The sequence below is a fragment of the Streptomyces sp. MMS24-W38 genome, from assembly GCF_059889265.1.
Genome location: NZ_JCBCPP010000001.1, coordinates 5,166,914 through 5,187,157 on the forward strand (window position 1 = coordinate 5,166,914; position 20,244 = coordinate 5,187,157).

Below are 20,244 nucleotides of genomic sequence, written 5' to 3' on the forward strand. Positions count from 1 at the left end.
GAGAAAGCACGGGGTCCCGCCCCTGTCACTTCTCTCAAGAAAGGTGCGGACCGGCGTGGCCGACCGTCTCATCGTCCGTGGAGCGCGCGAGCACAACCTCAAGAACGTCTCGCTCGACCTCCCCCGCGACTCGCTCATCGTCTTCACGGGTCTGTCGGGGTCGGGCAAGTCCTCGCTGGCCTTCGACACGATCTTCGCCGAGGGCCAGCGGCGCTACGTGGAGTCGCTCTCCTCGTACGCCCGGCAGTTCCTCGGCCAGATGGACAAGCCGGACGTCGACTTCATCGAGGGCCTGTCCCCGGCGGTCTCCATCGACCAGAAGTCGACCTCGCGCAACCCGCGCTCCACGGTCGGCACCATCACCGAGGTCTACGACTACCTGCGGCTGCTCTTCGCGCGCATCGGCAAGCCGCACTGCCCCGAGTGCGCCCGGCCCATCTCGCGCCAGTCGCCGCAGGCCATCGTCGACCGGGTGCTGGAGCTGCCGGAGGGCAGCCGCTTCCAGGTGCTCTCCCCGCTGGTGCGCGAGCGCAAGGGCGAGTTCGTCGACCTCTTCGTCGACCTCCAGACCAAGGGCTACTCCCGCGCGCGGGTGGACGGCGAGACCGTCCAGCTCTCCCACCCGCCCACGCTGAAGAAGCAGGAGAAGCACACCATCGAGGTGGTCGTCGACCGCCTCACGGTGAAGGACAGCGCCAAGCGCCGTCTCACCGACTCCGTCGAGACCGCGCTCGGCCTGTCCGGCGGCATGGTCGTGCTCGACTTCGTCGACCTCCCGGAGGACGACCCCGAGCGCGAGCGCATGTTCTCCGAGCACCTGTACTGCCCGTACGACGACCTGTCCTTCGAGGAGCTGGAGCCCCGCTCCTTCTCCTTCAACTCGCCCTTCGGCGCCTGCCCCGAGTGCACCGGCATCGGCACGCGCATGGAGGTCGACCCGGAGCTGATCGTCCCCGACGAGGAGAAGAGCCTCGACGAGGGCGCCATCCACCCCTGGTCGCACGGCCACACCAAGGACTACTTCGCCCGTCTGATCGGCGCCCTCGCCGACGCGCTGGGCTTCCGTACGGACATCCCCTTCGCCGGTCTGCCGCAGCGCGCGAAGAAGGCCCTGCTCAACGGCCACAAGACCCAGGTCGAGGTCCGCTACCGCAACCGGTACGGGAGGGAGCGCCGGTACACGACGGCCTTCGAGGGCGCCGTCCCCTTCGTCAAGCGCCGGCACAGCGAGGCCGAGAGCGACTCCAGCCGCGAGCGCTTCGAGGGCTACATGCGCGAGGTGGCCTGCCCCTCCTGTGCGGGCACCCGCCTCAAGCCCATCGTTCTCGCCGTCACCGTCATGGAGAAGTCGATCGCCGACGTCTCGGCCATGTCGATCAGCGAGTGCGCGAACTTCCTCGGCGCCCTGAAGCTCACCGCCCGCGACAAGAAGATCGCCGAGCGCGTGCTGAAGGAGGTCAACGAGCGGCTGCGCTTCCTGGTCGACGTCGGCCTCGACTACCTCTCGCTGAACCGCGCCGCGGGCACGCTCTCCGGTGGCGAGGCCCAGCGCATCCGCCTGGCCACCCAGATCGGCTCCGGCCTGGTGGGCGTCCTGTACGTCCTCGACGAGCCGTCCATCGGCCTGCACCAGCGCGACAACCACCGGCTGATCGAGACCCTGGTCAGGCTGCGCGACATGGGTAACACGCTCATCGTCGTCGAGCACGACGAGGACACCATCAAGGTCGCCGACTGGATCGTAGACATCGGCCCGGGCGCCGGTGAGCACGGCGGCAAGGTCGTGCACAGCGGCGGCCTGAAGGAGCTGCTGGACAACGCGGAGTCGCAGACCGGCCAGTACCTGTCCGGCAAGAAGGCCATCCCGCTGCCGGACGTCCGCCGCCCGCACGACCCGGCACGCCGGCTCACGGTGCACGGCGCCCGCGAGAACAACCTCCAGGACATCGACGTGTCCTTCCCGCTGGGGGTGTTCACCGCGGTCACCGGAGTCTCCGGCTCCGGCAAGTCCACCCTGGTCAACGACATCCTGTACACCCATCTGGCCCGCGAGCTGAACGGCGCCCGCAGCGTCCCCGGCCGGCACACGCGGGTGGACGGCGACGATCTCGTCGACAAGGTCGTGCATGTCGACCAGTCGCCCATCGGCCGCACCCCGCGTTCCAACCCGGCGACGTACACCGGCGTCTTCGACCACGTCCGCAAGCTGTTCGCCGAGACGACCGAGGCCAAGGTCCGCGGCTACCTGCCCGGCCGCTTCTCCTTCAACGTCAAGGGCGGACGCTGCGAGAACTGCGCGGGCGACGGCACCATCAAGATCGAGATGAACTTCCTCCCGGACGTGTACGTCCCGTGCGAGGTCTGCCACGGAGCCCGCTACAACCGGGAGACCCTGGAGGTCCACTACAAGGGCAAGTCCATCGCCGACGTCCTGAACATGCCGATCGAAGAGGCCATGCACTTCTTCGAGGCCGTCCCGGCGATCTCCCGCCACATGAAGACGCTCCACGACGTCGGACTCGGGTACGTCCGGCTGGGCCAGGCCGCCACCACCCTGTCCGGCGGTGAGGCGCAGCGGGTGAAGCTCGCGAGCGAACTGCAGAAGCGCTCCACCGGCCGCACGGTCTACGTCCTGGACGAGCCGACCACGGGCCTGCACTTCGAGGACATCAGCAAGCTGCTGCTGGTCCTCTCCGGTCTGGTCGACAAGGGCAACACAGTCATCGTCATCGAGCACAACCTCGACGTGATCAAGACCGCCGACTGGGTCGTCGACATGGGCCCCGAGGGCGGTGCCGGTGGCGGCCTGGTCGTCGCGGAGGGCACCCCCGAGCAGGTCGCGGCCGTCTCGACCAGTCACACCGGCAAGTTCCTCCGCGAGGTCCTGGGAGCGGAGAGGACCAGCGACGCCGCCTCGGTGCCCGCCCCTCGCAAGACGACGGCGAAGACCGCGGCGAAGAAGACGGCCGCCGCCAAGGCCACCACCCGGAAGAGCGCGGCGACCGCCAAAGCCGGAGCCAAGGGAACGCCCCGGGCGGCCAAGGCCTGACCCCGCGGGACGTTCCCGCGCGGTGCCCGGCGGGAACGTCCCGCGGGGCACCACGCGAAGGCTCGGACCGACGGCTCGGACGGTGCGCTCAGCCCGCCAGCTCGTGGGCGTACGGGGGTTCCGCGCCCGCGCGTGAGCAGGTGATCGCCGCCGCGCGGGCCGCGAAACCGAGCACGTCCTTCCATCCGCCCGCGCCCAGAGCGGACGTCCCCCGCTCGCTGAGCGCGTCCCGGGTCGCCAGGCCGTGCAGCAGCGCCGCGTTGACCGTGTCGCCCGCGCCGATCGTGTCCACCACCTCGACCGGCTCACCCGGCACGGAGTACTCGCCGCCGTCCCGGGTGAAGGCGGTCAGCCCGTCACCGCCCCGGGTGACCACGACCGCCGCCGGACCGGCCGCCAGCCACTCCTCGGGAGTGCCGCCGAGCCACCGGGCGTCCTCCTCCGACAGCTTCAGCAGCGACACCGACGGCAGCCACCTCCTGAACCGGGCCCGGTAGGCGTCGGCGTCCGGGATCAGCCCCGGCCGGATGTTGGGATCCAGCGTCGTGAACACGCCGCGCGCGTGAGCGGCGCTCATCAGCTCCTCGTACGCGCTCGCCCCCGGCTCCAGCACGAGCGAGCAGGTGCCGAAGGACACCGCGCGGGTACCGGGCGGCAACGCCCGGTCCGTCGTGAACAGCCGGTCCGCGGTCCCCTCCACGTAGAACGAGTAGGCCGCGGAGCCGTCCGCGCCGACCGCGGCGACGGCGAGTGTCGTCGGTTCGTCGCCCCGCTGCACCGCCGAGACCGCCACGCCGGTTTCGCGCAGCCGGTCCAGCAGCGCCTCGCCGAAGGCGTCGCGGGACACCCGGGAGCAGAACGCGGCGGGGGAGCCGAGACGGCCCAGCGCCACCGCCGTGTTGAAGGGGCCGCCGCCGAGCGCCGGGGTCAGTGCCGCGAGCGCGCCCGCGCCCCGCGGTACCAGGTCGATCAGTGCCTCACCGGCTACGACGATCACGAGGGGCTCCCTTTCTCGGGCCGCTGGTTCTCGGGCTGCTGGGTCTTCTGCTCGGGCCGCCGTGTCCGTGGCGGCCGCGGGGGCCGTGCGCGCTGCCTGGGCCGGTCCGGGCAGCCGCAGGAGGTGCGGTGCACGAAGGCGCAGGGCAGCCGTACCGTCCGCGCGGGTCGGTCCGGCGCGGCGAGACGGTCCAGGAGCACCTGGACGGCCCGGGCGCCGATCTCCCTGCTGGGCTGGGCGATGGCGGTGAGCCGGGGTGAGAACAGGTCTGCCCAGGCGAAGTCGTCGAAGCAGCACAGCGCGATGTCCTCGGGCACCGAGAGACCGTGGGCGCGCAGGGCGCGCAGCGTGCCGATCGTCATGGCGTTGTTGGCGGTGACCAGCGCGGTCGGGGGAGCGTCGAGGGACAGGAGGGCACCGGTGGCCCGTTCGGCGCCGTCCGACTCGGAGTCGCCGTGCACCAGGAGCCGTTCGTCGAACGGCAGCCCCGCGCCTGCGAGGCCGTGCCGGTACCCGGTGATCCGCTCGGCCGTGGTGCTGAGCCCCGGCAGCCCCGCCACCAGGGCGATCCGGCGGTGGCCGAGCCCGGCGAGGTGCGTGACCAGACGGGCCACGGGCTCCGCGCTCTCGGCGCAGACCTGGTCGAAGCGCGGACCGCCGTCCCCCGGGCCCTCGACCACCCGGTCGAGGAACACGGCCGGCACCCGGTGACGCCCGAGGTAGGCGAGGAGTTCGCGCGGATGCGCGGAAGGCGCGACGATCATGCCCTCCACCCGGCGCTCGTGCAGCAGCTGGACGACCTTGCGCTCGTGCTCCGGGTCGTCGTGCGGGTCGGCGATGAGCAGGCTGTAGCCGTGCTCCAGGACGGCCGCCTCGACACCCTGGAGGATCTCGGTGAAATACGGGTTGCTGATCGCCGACACCGCGAGCCCGATCGAGCGGGTGCGGGAGGTGACCAGCGAGCGGGCCAGGGTGTTCGGGGTGTAGCCGAGCTCCTCCACGGCGTCCAGGACCGCCTGGCGCGTGTGCGGGAGCACCGGCCGGGTGCCGTTCAGGACGTGCGAGACGGTCGCGACCGAGACACCGGCGCTCCGCGCCACGTCCGTCATGGTCGCCATCGCCCGCCCCTTTCCGTTTCCGTTCCGTGTACCGGCTGCCGTCCGTCCCCGCTCCGCCGTGACGAGGAAGGTATCCCATCCGGCGGCGGACGTAAACGTTTGCGCAAGCGTTTACGTCCGGCGGCGGGAGCCCGCCCGCCGGGCGGCTCACCCGCTCCCGCCCGGAAACCGGAACGACTGCCCCCGGTATGGTCGGCCTCGTACAACCGTCCGACCAGTGGAGTTCCCATGCCCGGCCGACCCGCCGCGAGCCGTCGTACCGTTCTCAGAGGCGTGGCCCTCACTTCAGTCGCCGGACTCGGCCTCACCGCCTGCGGGGCCCCCGAGGAGAGGCCCGCGCCGCCGACCGGGCCCGTCGAGCTCGGCGCGGAGAGCGAGATCGCTCCGGGTAGCACCAAGCTGTTCCGGGACCACAACATCGTCGTCAGCCGGGGCGCGGACGACTCCTTCACGGCCTACAGCACCGTCTGCACGCACGCGAGTTGCGCCATCGGCAAGCTGGAGGGGACGAAGCTGATCTGCCCCTGCCACGGCAGCGAGTTCGACGCCACCACCGGCAAGGTGCTGCGCGAGCCCGCGGTGGCGCCGCTGACACCGCTCTCCGTGGACGTGCGGAACGGCACGATCGTCGCCGGCCCGCAGACCTGACCGAGCCGCCCGGCCCGGTCCCGGCACCCGCCCGGCCCCAGTCTCAGTCCCAGTCCCAGCCGATCCCCACGTACCCCGACCGCAGCCGCGGTTCGACCAGGTGCACCGAACGGTGCAGGCCGCTCACCGCCAGCTCCTGGTGACCGCCGCGCGGTGCCGCCGCGGAGTGCTGGGTGAACCGGTGGCAGCGCGCGGGCAGCACCCCGGCGTCGAAGCACACCTGGAGCGCGTACTGGCCGCCGGGGGAGTCCGCCCCGTGCACGTACTCCCGTGAGACGCCGGCCGTGCCGTCCTCGACGGCGTAGCGGAAGAGGAACGTGTCACCGGCCCGCAGCCGGGTGTCGAAGAGCAGCTCGGCCGCGAGCACGCCGGTGTCCTGCTGGAGGCGGATCCGGCCGGTGCGGCAGTTCTCCAGGGCGTGCACGGTCATCCGGGCCGGCGCGGAACCGGGGTCGCCGTGGTGGACGGCCACGAAGCGGTCGACGCCGTCCCGGTGGGCGCGCACGATGTGGTGCGACTCGCGCTCCGTGAGCTCGCGGTGTGCCCCGATCAGGATCCGCTCGTGGTGCGCCAGGGTGTGCAGCCCGTTGTCCCGCGTGACGCCGAGCTCGGCCAGCAGCCCCGCCAGGACGCCCGAGGCCTCCACCAGCGAGCGGTAGGAGCGGCCCGCCGGGCCGCGGTCCGCCGCCTGGTCGCCGGAATCCGCGAGCAGGCGGATCAGCGACTCCTCCGGCAACTGCAGAATCTCCTCCAGGGCTCGTACGGCGCGCAGCGATTCGGGGCGCTGCGGGCGGCGGGCGCCCTGCTGCCAGTAGCTGAGGCTGGTGACGCCCACCTTCACGCCGTGGCGCGACAGATGGTGCTGCACACGTTGCAGTGGCAGTCCGCGGGCGGCTATCGCGGCCCGCAGGGCGGCATGGAAGGGCCCGCCACGCAGGACCGAGTCCAGTTCCGCGGTGGTGGTGTCCGTGTGCGGTGTGGCGTGCGGCATGCAGGGGCCTTTCTCTGAATGTCCACAACGGCTGGTCAGACCGTTCGCTCGGGGCACCCCGGGTCCGCCCCCGTCGGCGCGGCGGAGCGTTCACATCCGTACGCCGTCGTTCAGGGCCCCGAGTTCCCCCGCATTGAAGCGCGTTGACCAATTCCCGACAACACCTGATGCCCAACAGAGGCGCACCCGCACGGTATGTACGCGCGGAGCACACAGCTCAGGGGCCGTACCGGACCCGAAGGTCGGTACGGCCCCTGGGCTGCGGCTCTGCCGCGGCCGAGCCCCCTAGGAGCGGCCGGTTCGTCCGTGGTCGTCCGCAAGGCGCGCGCGCAGGCGCTTGGCGCGCACGACGGCGGGATCGCGCGGGTCGAAGGGGCCGAGGGAGTCGAAGGAGTCGAAGGAATCAAGAAATGGAGCCGTCTCGTCCGCGTACCGGCGCGCGCGGGCCGGCAGCCGTCGTTTCTCGATCTGTGTCTGCCGCGTCTGTCGCATTCGACCAGCCTCCGACTCGTGACCGCGTCCCGTCCTGCGGCCTGTCATCAGGCCGGACCTCCCCCCTTCCCGCTTCCCGGCGGCCGTAACCTTCCGGAGCGACGCCCGGCCGGTGGTTCCGCGGCCCCGCCCCGGTGTCGGTCTCCGCCAGTAGGGTGTGAGACATGGCCGACCCCTCCAGCTACCGCCCCGAACCGGGTGAGATCCCCGACTCGCCGGGGGTCTACCGGTTCCGCGACGAGCACCGCCGGGTGATCTACGTCGGAAAGGCGAAGAGCCTGCGCCAGCGCCTGGCGAACTACTTCCAGGACCTCGCCGGACTCCACCCGCGCACCCGCACCATGGTCACCACGGCCGCCTCCGTGGAGTGGACGGTGGTGTCCACGGAGGTCGAGGCGCTCCAGCTGGAGTACTCCTGGATCAAGGAGTACGACCCCCGGTTCAACGTCAAGTACCGCGACGACAAGAGCTACCCGTACCTCGCGGTGACGATGAACGAGGAGTTCCCGCGCGTGCAGGTGATGCGGGGTCACAAGAAGAAGGGCGTCAGGTACTTCGGTCCGTACGGGCACGCGTGGGCGATCCGTGACACCGTGGACCTGCTGCTGCGGGTCTTCCCGGTGCGTACCTGCTCGGCCGGTGTGTTCAGGAACGCCGCCCGCACCGGCCGCCCCTGCCTGCTCGGCTACATCGGCAAGTGCTCGGCGCCCTGCGTGGACCGGGTCTCCGCCGAGGAGCACCGCGAGCTCGCCAGGGAGTTCTGCGACTTCATGGCCGGCCGCACCGGCACCCATCTGCGCCGCCTGGAGCAGCGGATGACCGAGGCGGCCGAGGACATGGAGTACGAGCGGGCCGCCCGGCTGCGTGACGACATCGGCGCCCTGAAGAAGGCCATGGAGAAGAGCGCCGTCGTGCTCGCCGACGCGACCGACGCCGACCTGATCGCGGTCGCCGAGGACGAGCTGGAGGCGGCCGTCCAGATCTTCCACGTCCGCGGCGGACGCGTGCGCGGCCAGCGCGGCTGGGTCACCGACAAGGTGGAGGAGATCACCACCGGTGCCCTCGTGGAACACGCCCTGCAGCAGCTGTACGGCGAGGAGACCGGCGACGCCGTGCCGAGGGAGGTCCTGGTTCCCGCGCTGCCCGACCCGGTGGAGCCGGTCCAGGAGTGGCTCACCGGGCGGCGCGGGTCGGGCGTCTCCCTGCGGATCCCGCAGCGCGGGGACAAGCGGGCCCTGATGGAGACCGTGCAGCGCAACGCCCAGCAGGCTCTCGCCCTGCACAAGACCAGGCGCGCCTCCGACCTCACCACGCGCTCGCGCGCGCTGGAGGAGATCGCCGACGCCCTCGGCCTGGACAGTGCCCCGCTGCGGATCGAGTGCTACGACATCTCGCACCTCCAGGGCGACGACGTCGTGGCCTCCATGGTCGTCTTCGAGGACGGGCTGGCCCGCAAGAGCGAGTACCGCCGCTTCCAGATCAAGAGCTTCGCCGGCCAGGACGACGTCCGCTCCATGCACGAGGTGATCACCCGCCGCTTCCGGCGCTACCTCGCCGACAAGGAGAGGACCGGCGAGTGGACCGACGGCACCGAGGCGACCGCCGGCATGACCGACGGCACCGGGATCACCGACGGCACCGGGGCGGCCACCGGCGTGACCGCCGGAGGGGACGGCACCCCCGCCGCCGGTCCCGGTGAACCGTCCGCGAGCACGCTCACCGAGGACGACGGCCGCCCCAAGCGCTTCGCCTACCCGCCCCAGCTCGTGGTCGTCGACGGCGGCGCCCCCCAGGTGGCGGCGGCCCGCAGAGCCCTGGACGAGCTCGGCATCGACGACATCGCGGTGTGCGGCCTCGCCAAGCGGCTGGAGGAGGTGTGGCTGCCGGACGACGACGACCCGGTGGTGCTGCCCCGCACCAGTGAGGGCCTCTACCTGCTCCAGCGCGTCCGTGACGAGGCCCACCGCTTCGCCATCAGTTATCAGCGAGTCAAGCGGGCCAAACGCTTCCGGTCAGGTCCGCTGGACGATATGCCGGGCCTCGGCGACACCCGCAAGCAGGCACTGATCAAGCACTTCGGGTCGGTGAAGAAGCTTCGCTCGGCGACGATCGAGCAGATCTGCGAAGTTCCGGGTATAGGTCGCAAAACAGCCGAGGTGATCGCCGCGGCCCTCGCCGGGGCGGCCCCGGCCGCCCCCGCCGTGAACACGGCGACGGGCGAGATCATGGATGACGTGGAGGAACCCGGGGAGACGCCGGGTTCCCCCGGGGAGCCCGTGTCCGCGGGTGCCCCGGACGACCGACGGGGGCTGGAGAGATGACCGAGCACGAGACACGCCGGAACACAGACCATGACACACCCCGTGACGCCGCACAGGACGCGGGCCGGGGCACACACGACGAGACGCGTCAGGACGACGGAGCACAGGTGAGTACGGGCAAGGAAAAGGCCGGGGCCTCCGAGACGGCGATCCCCGAGCTGGTGATCATCTCCGGCATGTCCGGGGCCGGCCGTTCCACGGCCGCGAAGTGCCTGGAGGACCTGGGCTGGTTCGTCGTCGACAACCTCCCGCCCGCGCTGATCCCCACCATGGTGGAGCTCGGCGCCCGCTCCCAGGGCAATGTGGCCCGGATCGCGGTCGTCGTCGACGTCCGCGGCCGGCGCTTCTTCGACAACCTCCGCGAGTCGCTCGCCGACCTCGACACCCGGGGCGTCACCCGGCGGATCGTGTTCCTGGAGTCCTCCGAGGAAGCCCTGGTGCGCCGCTTCGAGTCGGTGCGCCGCCCGCACCCCCTCCAGGGCGACGGCCGCATCGTCGACGGCATCGCCGCCGAGCGGGAACTGCTGCGCGAACTGCGCGGCGACGCCGACCTGGTGATCGACACCTCCAGCCTCAACGTGCACGAGCTGCGCGCCAAGATGGACGCCCAGTTCGCCGGTGACGAGGAGCCCGAGCTGCGGGCCACCGTGATGTCCTTCGGCTTCAAGTACGGCCTCCCGGTCGACGCCGACCTGGTGGTGGACATGCGGTTCCTGCCCAACCCGCACTGGGTCCCCGAGCTGCGCCCCTTCACGGGCCGGAACGAGGAGGTGGCCGCGTACGTCTTCAACCAGCCCGGCGCCAAGGAGTTCCTCGACCGGTACGCCGAGCTGCTGCGGCTGATCGCCGCGGGCTACCGCCGTGAGGGCAAGCGCTATGTGACCATCGCCGTCGGTTGCACCGGTGGCAAGCACCGGTCGGTCGCCATGTCGGAGAAGCTCGCCGCCCGCCTCGCCGCGGAGGGTGTGGAGACGGTGGTCGTCCACCGGGACATGGGCCGGGAATGACAGCACGTACTCCGCGGCTGCACCGGCTGCGCCGGGCGCAGCCCGAAGGTCGCCTCGGCCGGCCGGTCGAGGCGCGTGGGGCCAAGCCGCGACGCCGTGGCACCCAGCCCAAGGTGGTGGCCCTCGGCGGCGGCATGGGGCTGTCCGCCTCGCTCGCCGCGCTGCGCCGGATCACCGGCGACCTCACCGCCGTCGTCACCGTGGCCGACGACGGCGGATCCAGCGGGCGGCTGCGCGACGAACTGGGCGTGCTGCCGCCCGGCGATCTGCGCAAGGCGCTGGCCGCGCTGTGCGGCGACGACGACTGGGGCCAGACCTGGGCCCGGGTCATCCAGCACCGCTTCCAGTCCAAGGGCGACCTGCACGAGCACGCGGTCGGCAACCTGCTGATCGTCGCCCTGTGGGAGCAGCTCGGCGACCACGTCCAGGCCCTGGACCTGGTCGGCCGGCTGCTCGGCGCGCACGGGCGCGTGCTGCCCATGTCCGCCGTGCCGCTGGAGCTCCAGGCGCTGGTCAAGGGGCACGACCCCGAGCGTCCGGACGCCGTGGACACCGTCCGGGGCCAGGCGACCGTCGCCCTCACCCCCGGCGAGGTGCAGTCCGTGCACCTCGTGCCGAACGACCCGCCCGCCGTCCCCGAGGCGGTCGCGGCGGTCCTCGACGCCGACTGGGTGGTGCTCGGCCCCGGTTCCTGGTTCTCCTCGGTCATCCCGCACCTCCTGGTGCCCGAACTGCTGGAGGCGCTCGTCGAGACGAAGGCGCGCCGGGTGCTCTCCCTGAACCTCGCCCCGCAGCCCGGAGAAACCGAGGGCTTCTCCCCGCAGCGTCATTTGGAGGTTTTGGGGCGACACGCCCCTAAACTCGCCCTGGACGTGGTGTTGGCCGACGAGGCCGCCGTACCCGACCGCGATGTGCTGACCGAGGCCGCGAAGGGGTTCGGCGGCGCCGCGGTCGAGCTGGCACCGGTGGCCCGGCCCGACGGAAGCCCCAGGCACGACCCGGAGCTGCTGGCCGCCGCGTACGACCGTATTTTTCGGATGCATGGAAGGATCGGCCCATGGCGATGACGGCAGCGGTGAAGGACGAGGTTTCCCGGCTCCCCGTCACCCGGACCTGCTGCAGGAAGGCGGAGGTCTCCGCCATGCTGCGGTTCGCCGGCGGCCTCCACCTGGTGAGCGGGCGCATCGTGATCGAGGCGGAGCTGGACACGGCGATGGCCGCCCGCCGCCTCAAGCGGGACGTCCTGGAGATCTTCGGCCACAGCTCCGAACTGATCGTGATGGCACCGGGCGGGCTGCGCCGCGGTTCGCGCTACGTCGTCCGGGTGGTCGCGGGCGGCGACCAGCTGGCCCGCCAGACCGGTCTGGTGGACGGCCGGGGCCGCCCGATCCGCGGCCTGCCTCCGCAGGTGGTCTCGGGGGCCACCTGCGACGCCGAGGCGGCCTGGCGCGGGGCCTTCCTGGCGCACGGCTCCCTCACCGAGCCGGGCCGCTCCTCCTCCCTGGAGGTGACCTGCCCCGGCCCCGAGGCGGCGCTCGCCCTGGTCGGCGCCGCCCGCCGGCTGTCGATCGGCGCCAAGGCCCGCGAGGTGCGTGGCGTGGACCGGGTCGTCGTCCGTGACGGCGACGCGATCGGTGCCCTGCTCACCCGGCTCGGCGCCCACGACTCGGTGCTGGCCTGGGAGGAGCGCCGGATGCGCCGCGAGGTGCGCGCCACGGCGAACCGGCTGGCCAACTTCGACGACGCCAACCTGCGCCGCTCGGCCCGCGCGGCCGTCGCCGCCGGTGCCCGGGTGCAGCGCGCCCTGGAGATCCTCGCCGACGACGTCCCGGAGCACCTTGCCGCGGCCGGCCGGCTGCGCATGGAGCACAAGCAGGCCTCCCTGGAGGAACTGGGCGCGCTCGCCGACCCGCCGCTGACCAAGGACGCCGTCGCCGGGCGGATCCGCCGGCTGCTCGCCATGGCCGACAAGCGCGCCGCCGACCTCGGCATCCCGGGCACGGAGGCCAACATCGGCGAGGAGCTCGCCGACAACCTCGTCGGCTGACCCCCCCCCGACCGATCGACCGACGACGGACGTGTGCACGGCCGGTCGGCGGTCGTCAAGGGGGCCCGGAGGTTTCCGGTCGAGCCGGAAGGGGCCGCGGGGCCCCGGTAGCGGGTCCGACGAGGCGCATCGGGCTGGGCGGTCCGTGCACTACTGACGGGTAAAGGGTGTCGTGCCGGGTATGTGTGGACTCAATGTCACGACCGGGGCCCCGGAGAGGTAGGGTCGGGGGTGGTCGGGGACATCCCATACAGCTCGCCGGCGACTTGAGCCGGCGCACCAACGAGGAGATCGGTTCGTGACGATCCGCGTAGGCATCAACGGGTTTGGCCGCATCGGTCGGAACTACTTCCGCGCATTGCTCGAGCAGGGCGCAGACATCGAGATCGTGGCGGTCAATGACCTGGGTGACACCGCGACCACTGCCCACCTGCTGAAGTACGACACCATCCTGGGGCGCCTCAAGCAGGAGGTCTCCCACACCGCCGACACGATCACCGTGGACGGCAAGACGATCAAGGTGCTCTCGGAGCGCAACCCCGCGGACATCCCGTGGGGCGAGCTGGGCGTCGACGTCGTCATCGAGTCGACCGGCATCTTCACCAAGAAGGCGGACGCCGAGAAGCACATCGCCGGTGGCGCCAAGAAGGTCATCATCTCGGCTCCGGCCAAGGACGAGGACGTCACCATCGTGATGGGCGTCAACCAGGACCAGTACGACCCGGCGAACCACCACGTCATCTCCAACGCCTCCTGCACCACCAACTGTGTGGCGCCGATGGCGAAGGTGCTCGACGAGAACTTCGGCATCGTCAAGGGCCTGATGACGACGGTGCACGCGTACACGAACGACCAGCGCATCCTGGACTTCCCGCACAAGGACCTGCGCCGCGCCCGTGCCGCCGCCGAGAACATCATCCCGACGACCACCGGCGCCGCGAAGGCCACCGCCCTGGTGCTGCCGCAGCTCAAGGGCAAGCTGGACGGCATCGCGATGCGCGTCCCGGTCCCGACCGGCTCGGTCACCGACCTGGTCGTCGAGCTCAGCCGCGAGGTCACCAAGGAAGAGGTCAACGCCGCCTTCCAGAAGGCCGCGGAGGGCGAGCTCAAGGGCCTCCTCGAGTACACCGAGGACCCGATCGTCTCCTCCGACATCGTCAACGCCCCGGTGTCCTGCACCTTCGACTCGTCCCTGACCATGGTCCAGGACGGCAAGAGCGTGAAGATCATCGGCTGGTACGACAACGAGTGGGGCTACTCCAACCGCCTCGTCGACCTCACGGTCTTCGTCGGCAACCAGCTCTGATCGTGGAGCAGACCGCCTGATATGAGTGCAGGGCTCGGCCGGCGCGCCACAGCGCTGTCCGAGCCCTGACGCACGTATCGGAGCGGTCGACCTCTTCCGATCACGAGCGATCACGAGCGAACACAAGCTCTCTTCAGCTCTTCTCCAGGAGTCCCCTCATGAAGACGATCGACGAACTCCTCTCCGCAGGGGTCGCGGGCAGGCGGGTCTTCGTCCGCGCCGACCTCAACGTGCCGCTGGACGGCACCACCATCACCGACGACGGTCGCATCCGCGCCGTGCTGCCCACCGTCGAGGCACTCGCCGACGCGGGCGCCCGCGTGGTCGTCGCCTCGCACCTGGGCCGCCCCAAGGGCGCCCCGGACCCCGCCTTCTCGCTCGCCCCGGCCGCCGCGCGCCTAGGTGAACTCCTCGGTGCCGACGTGGCGTTCGCGACGGACACGGTCGGCGACTCCGCCACCGCCACCGTCGCGGGCCTCGCCGACGGACAGGTCGCGGTCCTCGAGAACCTGCGCTTCAACGCCGGCGAGACCGCCAAGGACGACGCCGAGCGCGGGGCCTTCGCCGACCGGCTCGCCGCGCTCGCCGACCTCTACGTGGGCGACGGCTTCGGCGCGGTGCACCGCAAGCACGCGTCCGTGTACGACCTCCCGGCGCGCCTGCCGCACGCCGCGGGCTTCCTCATCGCCACCGAGGTCGGCGTCCTGAAGAAGCTCACCGACGAGGTCGAGCGGCCCTATGTGGTGGCCCTCGGCGGCGCCAAGGTCTCCGACAAGCTCGCCGTCATCGACGAACTGCTCGGCAAGGCCGACCGCATCCTCATCGGCGGCGGCATGGCGTACACCTTCCTCAAGGCCAAGGGCCACGAGATCGGCAAGTCGCTGCTGCAGGAGGACCAGATCCCGGCCGTCCGGGAGTACCTGGAGCGCGCCGAGAAGACCGGCGTCGAGCTGGTCCTGCCGGTCGACACGCTGGTCGCCGGGGAGTTCCCGGACCTGAAGACCAAGGCGCCGGCACACCCCGCCACCGTCGCCGCGGACGCCATCCCGGCCGACCAGGAGGGCCTGGACATCGGCCCCGAGACCCGCACCCTGTACGCCTCGAAGCTCGCCGACGCGGCCACCGTCTTCTGGAACGGCCCCATGGGCGTCTTCGAGCACCCCGACTACGCCGAGGGCACCAAGGCGGTCGCCCAGGCCCTTCTCGACTCCCCGGGCTTCACCGTGGTCGGCGGCGGCGACTCCGCCGCGGCCGTACGCATCCTGGGTTTCGACGAAAAGGCATTCGGCCACATCTCGACCGGAGGCGGCGCCTCCCTCGAATACCTCGAGGGCAAGACGCTCCCCGGCCTCGCCGCACTGGAGGACTGACCCTCAATGACCGCTGCTGAAAAAGGCCGCACGCCGCTGATGGCGGGCAACTGGAAGATGAACCTCAACCACCTCGAGGCCATCGCCCACGTCCAGAAGCTCGCCTTCGCCCTGGCCGACACGGACTACGAGGCCGTCGAGGTCGCCGTCCTGCCGCCCTTCACCGACCTGCGCTCCGTCCAGACCCTCGTCGACGGCGACAAGCTGAAGATCAAGTACGGCGCCCAGGACATCTCGGCGCACGACGGCGGTGCCTACACCGGCGAGATCTCCGGCCCGATGCTGTCCAAGCTGAAGTGCACGTACGTGGCGGTCGGGCACTCCGAGCGCAGGCAGTACCACGGCGAGACCGACGAACTGGTGAACGCCAAGGTCAAGGCCGCGTTCAAGCACGGCATCACCCCGATCCTGTGCGTCGGCGAGGAACTGTCCGTCCGCGAGGCCGGCAACCACGTCGCCCACACCCTCGCCCAGGTCGAGGGCGGTCTGAAGGACCTCCCCGCCGAGCAGGCCGAGTCCGTCGTGATCGCCTACGAGCCCGTCTGGGCCATCGGCACCGGCAAGGTCTGCGGAGCCGGGGACGCCCAGGAGGTCTGCGCCGCCATCCGCGGCAAGCTCGCCGAGCTGTACTCGCAGGACGTCGCCGACCAGGTCCGCATCCAGTACGGCGGCTCGGTCAAGTCCGGCAACGTCGCCGAGATCATGGCGCAGGCCGACATCGACGGCGCCCTGGTCGGCGGTGCCTCGCTGGACGCGGACGAGTTCGTCAAGATCGTCCGGTTCCGCGACCAGTGAGCCGAGCAGTGAGTATGCGCTAGCGGCGATCCGTCGTACTCTTGCGGGGTCCGGTCCTGTACTGGACCCCGCGTCGTCCATCCGAATCCGAGGAAGTTGGTCCAGCCGTGGTTCTGGGGTTCTCGATCGCCCTGATCGTCTTCAGCCTGTTGCTGATGCTGCTGGTGCTGATGCACAAGGGAAAGGGCGGCGGCCTCTCCGACATGTTCGGTGGCGGCATGCAGTCCTCCGTCGGCGGCTCCTCGGTCGCCGAGCGCAACCTCGACCGGATCACCCTCGTGGTGGGTCTGCTCTGGGTCGCGTGCATCATCGTGCTGGGCATCATGATGAAGACGAACAGCTGACCCGGGAGAACAATTCGTACGCATCGGGTACGCATTCCATACGTAAGGCCCCATGTCCGGTACGCGCAGCACAGCGCCGCCTATCATGGGGCTTGCGTCTGGATGGGGGAGCGGTAACTCCAATGACTGGACGCGCGTTGGGCCTTACGTAGACTGAGGCGCTCGCAGCGAAGCGGAACGCCGACTCGTTTCGCCGCACCATCACGCAGGGAGTTACGACCGTGGCAAGTGGCAACGCGATCCGGGGAAGCCGGGTCGGGGCGGGGCCGATGGGCGAGGCCGAACGCGGCGAGTCCGCGCCGCGGCTGCGCATCTCCTTCTGGTGCTCCAACGGGCACGAGACCCAGCCGAGCTTCGCGAGCGACGCGCAGGTGCCCGACACCTGGGACTGCCCCCGCTGTGGCTTTCCGGCCGGTCAGGACCGTGAGAACCCCCCGGACCCGCCCCGCACCGAGCCGTACAAGACGCACCTCGCCTATGTGCGCGAGCGGCGCAGCGACGCGGACGGTGAGGCGATCCTCGCCGAGGCGCTCGCCAAACTGCGGGGCGAGATCTAGGGCCTGTCCGGCGGATCATGCCGCAGACGCGGGGGCCGGCACGCCATTCCCCGAGCTCTTCGAGCAGGGGGACCCCAGCGGCGTTGTCGTCACTCGGCCGACTCCCCCGAGCTCTCGACGAGCTCGAGCAGGGGGACCCCCATCGCGTCGACTCCCTCCTCCGCCTTGCAGCTGACCGCACAGCCCCCGCTCACCCGCGCCGACAAGGCACCGTCATTTTCCTGCGACCTGATCCGCCGGACAGGCCCCAGCAGTTGCGGTAGTCGCCGCAGTCGCACCGACGGTCGGTCGCGCCGTTCACGGCCGGCTTCTTCCTCCTGCCCGCAGCTCCGCCCGCCGTCCCGCCCGTCGCCGTGCTGATACCCGGAGGCCGGACGGCCGTATCTGTTGTCGTGCCCCGTGACGGCGGCACGACAGGTCACGTCCACCGCTGCTCCATTAGGTTGGAACCGGTAACGGGGCGGATACGCAGCACAGGCAGCAAGGAAGAAGGCTGAGTCCGAGATGAACGCAGACGGCCGTACCAGGCTCGACCAGACCCCCGAGTGGACCGCACTGGCCAAGCACCGGGAGCAGCTCGGGGACGTGCGGTTGCGCGAGGTGTTCGCCGCCGGTCCCGACCGCGGCACCGCGTACACCCTCCGGGTCGGTGACCTGTACATCGACTACTCCAAGCACCTCGTCACCGACGAGACCCTCCGGCTGTTGCGCGAACTGGCCTCGGCCACCGATGTGTTCGGACTGCGCGACGCCATGTTCCGCGGTGAGCGGATCAACACCACCGAGGACCGGGCCGTGCTGCACACCGCGCTCCGGGCGCCGCGGGACGCGGTGATCGAGGTCGACGGGGAGAACGTCGTACCGGGTGTGCACGAGGTCCTCGACAAGATGGCCGACTTCGCGGACCGGGTCCGCTCCGGGCAGTGGACCGGCCACACCGGCAAGCGGATCCGCACCGTGGTCAACATCGGCATCGGCGGCTCGGACCTCGGCCCCGCGATGGCGTACGAGGCGCTGCGCGTCTACACCGACCGCGACCTCACGGTCCGCTTCGTGTCCAACGTGGACGGCGCCGACCTGCACGAGGCCACCCGCGACCTGGACCCGGCCGAGACGCTGTTCATCATCGCGTCCAAGACCTTCACCACCATCGAGACGGTCACCAACGCCACCTCCGCCCGGACCTGGCTGCTGAACGCGCTGGGCGGGGACGAGGCCGCCGTCGCCAAGCACTTCGTCGCCCTGTCGACGAACGCGGAGAAGGTCGCCGACTTCGGCATCGACACGGCCAACATGTTCGAGTTCTGGGACTGGGTCGGCGGGCGCTACTCGTACGACTCGGCGATTGGCCTGTCCCTGATGATCGCCATCGGACCGGACCGCTTCCGGGAGATGCTCGACGGGTTCCGGCTCGTCGACGAGCACTTCCGGACGGCTCCCGCCGAGTCCAACGTGCCCCTCCTGCTGGGCCTGTTGGGGGTCTGGTACGGCAACTTCCTGGGCGCCCAGTCGCACGCGGTGCTGCCGTACTCGCACTACCTGTCGAAGTTCACCGCCTATCTCCAGCAGCTCGACATGGAGTCCAACGGCAAGTACGTCGGCCGGGACGGGCACGAGGTCCGGTGGCAGACCGGCCCCGTCGTCTGGGGCACGCCCGGCACCAACGGGCAGCACGCCTACTACCAGCTGATCCACCAGGGCACGAAGCTGATCCCGGCGGACTTCATCGGCTTCGCCGAGCCGGTCGCCGAGCTGAGCGACGACCTGAAGGCGCAGCACGACCTGCTGATGGCCAACTTCTTCGCCCAGACGCAGGCCCTGGCGTTCGGCAAGACCCCAAACGAGGTGCGGAGCGAGGGCGTGCCCGAGGAACTGGTGCCGCACAAGACCTTCAAGGGCGACCACCCCACGACCACCATCCTCGCGCGTGAGCTGACGCCGTCCGTCCTCGGTCAGCTCGTCGCCCTCTACGAGCACAAGGTGTTCGTGCAGGGCGCGATCTGGAACATCGACTCCTTCGACCAGTGGGGCGTCGAACTGGGCAAGGTGCTCGCCAAGCGTGTCGAGCCCGCGCTCACCGAGGGCGCCGGCGTTCCGGGCCTGGACGCCTCCACCCAGGCCCTGGTCGCCACCTACCGGGAGTTGCGCGGACGGCGGTGAGCACGGTGCGGGAAGCGGACGGCAGGGCGCCGTCCGCTTCCCGTAGAATCCCCGGCGATCATGCAGGCGAACGCTCGGGGGAACACGAAGTGCCACGTACGCGAGGAAGTTGGACAGGCGGCGATTTCACGGCCTCGTCCTTTCTGAGGCCCTGGAAGGTCGCAAGGGTGGTGTTCCACCCCGCCTGGATACCGGCTTCGCTCGATCCGTCCATCGAGCGGCTCAAACGCATGCGGGTCGTCGCCGGGGTGGTCGCGTCACTCGGTGTCTACACCTTCGTCCAGGGCGGTTTCGACTTCACGGAGCTGCTGGAGAACACGATGACCGCCTCCGCGGTCCTGCTGATCCTCACCCCGCTCACGGTCGGCGTGATGCTCCTCGTCTGGCGGCGCACCGGTACCGTGCGGCAGTTGCGGGCCCCGCTGCTCGACTCCCTCAAGCTGCTCCTGCTGTTCATCGGCTGCGTGATGGCGCTGGTCCTGCTGACGCAGAGGTCGGGCACGCCGGGGGGCGTGCTGCTGTCCCTGGTCACCGCCGGGGTGCTGCTGTGGATGGTCGTCTTCGTGGTCTGGGGAGCCGTGCGGGTCTCCGGCAACTTCTTCGGCACGGCCGCCGTGCACCGTTCGCTGCCGGCCCTGCTCGCCACCGTCACCAGCTGGCTGATGGCCGTCCCCGACCTGGTCACCGGTGATCTGCACGGGCTCAGCCTCACCATGGGCGTCGTCTTCATCCTGGGCGCCCCGGTCACCGTCACGGCCATCGCGCTGCTGGAGACGAGCCGGCTCAGGCGGCACTACGGCATCCGGCTCGGCACCCATCCGGCAAGCCTTCCGCCCGCCCCCGGCACCACCCCGCCGATGCCGCCGACGCCGCCGGCCGGGCTGCCGCACGTACCGCCGCAGGGGAACCCCTACAGCCACCCGCACCCGCCCGCGCCGGGCGGCAACCCGTACGCGCCCGGCCCGCGGCACCCGTACGCCCCGCCGCCCCCGCAGCCGCCGTACCCCCCGCGGCGTCACCCCTACGGAGGCTGACCGGCCGG

At 70.9% G+C, this 20,244-nt stretch carries 17 protein-coding genes; 13 read left to right on the forward strand and 4 right to left on the reverse strand.

Annotated elements, in window-relative coordinates:
• The first annotated feature begins 55 nt into the window (after positions 1 to 55).
• On the forward strand, positions 56 to 3,049 hold the full coding sequence (uvrA, locus tag AC6F7H_RS22485) for an excinuclease ABC subunit UvrA (protein WP_500758710.1): 2,994 nt from the start codon (positions 56 to 58) through the stop codon (positions 3,047 to 3,049).
• 88 nt (positions 3,050 to 3,137) lie between these two features.
• Here uvrA and AC6F7H_RS22490 read toward each other — a convergent pair whose 3' ends face one another.
• Positions 3,138 to 4,046: a carbohydrate kinase family protein gene (locus AC6F7H_RS22490; protein WP_500758711.1), complete on the reverse strand. Its 909-nt coding sequence runs from the start codon at positions 4,044 to 4,046 to the stop codon at positions 3,138 to 3,140.
• Positions 4,043 to 5,164, reverse strand: a complete 1,122-nt coding sequence (locus tag AC6F7H_RS22495) for a LacI family DNA-binding transcriptional regulator (RefSeq protein WP_500758712.1) — start codon at positions 5,162 to 5,164, stop codon at positions 4,043 to 4,045. Before AC6F7H_RS22495 ends, AC6F7H_RS22490 begins: the two co-directional genes overlap by 4 nt.
• Before the next feature lie 228 nt (positions 5,165 to 5,392).
• On the opposite strand from AC6F7H_RS22495, the gene AC6F7H_RS22500 reads away from it, so the two are divergent.
• On the forward strand, positions 5,393 to 5,812 hold the full coding sequence (locus tag AC6F7H_RS22500) for a Rieske (2Fe-2S) protein (protein ID WP_500758713.1): 420 nt from the start codon (positions 5,393 to 5,395) through the stop codon (positions 5,810 to 5,812).
• A 43-nt stretch (positions 5,813 to 5,855) separates the two neighbouring features.
• On the opposite strand, the gene AC6F7H_RS22505 is transcribed toward AC6F7H_RS22500, so the two are convergent.
• Both AC6F7H_RS22505 and AC6F7H_RS22510 read right to left on the reverse strand, forming a co-directional pair.
• Positions 5,856 to 6,803 (reverse strand): hypothetical protein, encoded by a 948-nt coding sequence (locus tag AC6F7H_RS22505; protein WP_500758714.1) that lies wholly within the window; start codon positions 6,801 to 6,803, stop codon positions 5,856 to 5,858.
• Between the two features lie 285 nt (positions 6,804 to 7,088).
• Positions 7,089 to 7,295 (reverse strand): hypothetical protein, encoded by a 207-nt coding sequence (locus tag AC6F7H_RS22510; RefSeq protein WP_500758715.1) that lies wholly within the window; start codon positions 7,293 to 7,295, stop codon positions 7,089 to 7,091.
• 164 nt (positions 7,296 to 7,459) lie between these two features.
• Between AC6F7H_RS22510 and uvrC the strand changes: the two genes are divergently transcribed.
• The 11 genes from uvrC to AC6F7H_RS22565 all read left to right on the forward strand — a co-directional run bounded on the left by uvrC (position 7,460) and on the right by AC6F7H_RS22565 (position 20,236).
• Positions 7,460 to 9,616 carry an excinuclease ABC subunit UvrC gene (gene uvrC, locus AC6F7H_RS22515; protein ID WP_500758716.1) on the forward strand — a complete coding sequence of 719 codons (2,157 nt, stop codon included), beginning with the start codon at positions 7,460 to 7,462 and terminating at the stop codon, positions 9,614 to 9,616.
• The gene (rapZ, locus tag AC6F7H_RS22520; protein WP_500758717.1) at positions 9,613 to 10,623 is read left to right on the forward strand and encodes an RNase adapter RapZ; all 1,011 of its coding nucleotides are present in this window, start codon (positions 9,613 to 9,615) and stop codon (positions 10,621 to 10,623) included. Before uvrC ends, rapZ begins: the two co-directional genes overlap by 4 nt.
• Positions 10,620 to 11,690, forward strand: a complete 1,071-nt coding sequence (locus tag AC6F7H_RS22525; protein ID WP_500758718.1) for a gluconeogenesis factor YvcK family protein — start codon at positions 10,620 to 10,622, stop codon at positions 11,688 to 11,690. Before rapZ ends, AC6F7H_RS22525 begins: the two co-directional genes overlap by 4 nt.
• The gene (gene whiA, locus AC6F7H_RS22530) at positions 11,681 to 12,670 is read left to right on the forward strand and encodes a DNA-binding protein WhiA (RefSeq protein WP_279336663.1); all 990 of its coding nucleotides are present in this window, start codon (positions 11,681 to 11,683) and stop codon (positions 12,668 to 12,670) included. The genes AC6F7H_RS22525 and whiA overlap by 10 nt, the downstream gene beginning before the upstream one ends.
• A 298-nt stretch (positions 12,671 to 12,968) precedes the next feature.
• The gene (gene gap, locus AC6F7H_RS22535) at positions 12,969 to 13,976 is read left to right on the forward strand and encodes a type I glyceraldehyde-3-phosphate dehydrogenase (protein ID WP_500758719.1); all 1,008 of its coding nucleotides are present in this window, start codon (positions 12,969 to 12,971) and stop codon (positions 13,974 to 13,976) included.
• 158 nt (positions 13,977 to 14,134) lie between these two features.
• The gene (locus AC6F7H_RS22540; RefSeq protein ID WP_500758720.1) at positions 14,135 to 15,346 is read left to right on the forward strand and encodes a phosphoglycerate kinase; all 1,212 of its coding nucleotides are present in this window, start codon (positions 14,135 to 14,137) and stop codon (positions 15,344 to 15,346) included.
• Between the two features lie 39 nt (positions 15,347 to 15,385).
• Positions 15,386 to 16,141 (forward strand): triose-phosphate isomerase, encoded by a 756-nt coding sequence (gene tpiA, locus AC6F7H_RS22545; protein ID WP_219933638.1) that lies wholly within the window; start codon positions 15,386 to 15,388, stop codon positions 16,139 to 16,141.
• Positions 16,142 to 16,254: 113 nt separating this feature from the next.
• Complete coding sequence (gene secG / locus AC6F7H_RS22550) at positions 16,255 to 16,485, forward strand: preprotein translocase subunit SecG (protein ID WP_181383631.1); 231 nt, start codon at positions 16,255 to 16,257, stop codon at positions 16,483 to 16,485.
• Positions 16,486 to 16,706: 221 nt separating this feature from the next.
• Positions 16,707 to 17,042: an RNA polymerase-binding protein RbpA gene (locus AC6F7H_RS22555; protein ID WP_078649359.1), complete on the forward strand. Its 336-nt coding sequence runs from the start codon at positions 16,707 to 16,709 to the stop codon at positions 17,040 to 17,042.
• Between the two features lie 504 nt (positions 17,043 to 17,546).
• Positions 17,547 to 19,202 carry a glucose-6-phosphate isomerase gene (pgi, locus tag AC6F7H_RS22560; RefSeq protein WP_500758721.1) on the forward strand — a complete coding sequence of 552 codons (1,656 nt, stop codon included), beginning with the start codon at positions 17,547 to 17,549 and terminating at the stop codon, positions 19,200 to 19,202.
• 89 nt (positions 19,203 to 19,291) lie between these two features.
• Positions 19,292 to 20,236 carry a hypothetical protein gene (locus tag AC6F7H_RS22565; protein ID WP_500758722.1) on the forward strand — a complete coding sequence of 315 codons (945 nt, stop codon included), beginning with the start codon at positions 19,292 to 19,294 and terminating at the stop codon, positions 20,234 to 20,236.
• Positions 20,237 to 20,244 lie beyond the last annotated feature (8 nt).

Excerpts from the sequence above, each read along its gene's own strand:
- AC6F7H_RS22500 (WP_500758713.1), top strand. The coding sequence starts at position 5,393 with ATGCCCGGCCGACCCGCCGCGAGCCGTCGTACCGTTCTCAGAGGCGTG.
- tpiA (WP_219933638.1), top strand. The coding sequence starts at position 15,386 with ATGGCGGGCAACTGGAAGATGAACCTCAACCACCTCGAGGCCATCGCC.
- AC6F7H_RS22505 (WP_500758714.1), bottom strand. The coding sequence starts at position 6,803 with ATGCCGCACGCCACACCGCACACGGACACCACCACCGCGGAACTGGAC.
- AC6F7H_RS22540 (WP_500758720.1), top strand. The coding sequence starts at position 14,135 with ATGAAGACGATCGACGAACTCCTCTCCGCAGGGGTCGCGGGCAGGCGG.
- AC6F7H_RS22495 (WP_500758712.1), bottom strand. The coding sequence starts at position 5,164 with ATGGCGACCATGACGGACGTGGCGCGGAGCGCCGGTGTCTCGGTCGCG.
- whiA (WP_279336663.1), top strand. The coding sequence starts at position 11,681 with ATGGCGATGACGGCAGCGGTGAAGGACGAGGTTTCCCGGCTCCCCGTC.
- rapZ (WP_500758717.1), top strand. The coding sequence starts at position 9,613 with ATGACCGAGCACGAGACACGCCGGAACACAGACCATGACACACCCCGT.
- pgi (WP_500758721.1), top strand. The coding sequence starts at position 17,547 with ATGAACGCAGACGGCCGTACCAGGCTCGACCAGACCCCCGAGTGGACC.
- AC6F7H_RS22525 (WP_500758718.1), top strand. The coding sequence starts at position 10,620 with ATGACAGCACGTACTCCGCGGCTGCACCGGCTGCGCCGGGCGCAGCCC.
- uvrC (WP_500758716.1), top strand. The coding sequence starts at position 7,460 with ATGGCCGACCCCTCCAGCTACCGCCCCGAACCGGGTGAGATCCCCGAC.
- AC6F7H_RS22510 (WP_500758715.1), bottom strand. The coding sequence starts at position 7,295 with ATGCGACAGACGCGGCAGACACAGATCGAGAAACGACGGCTGCCGGCC.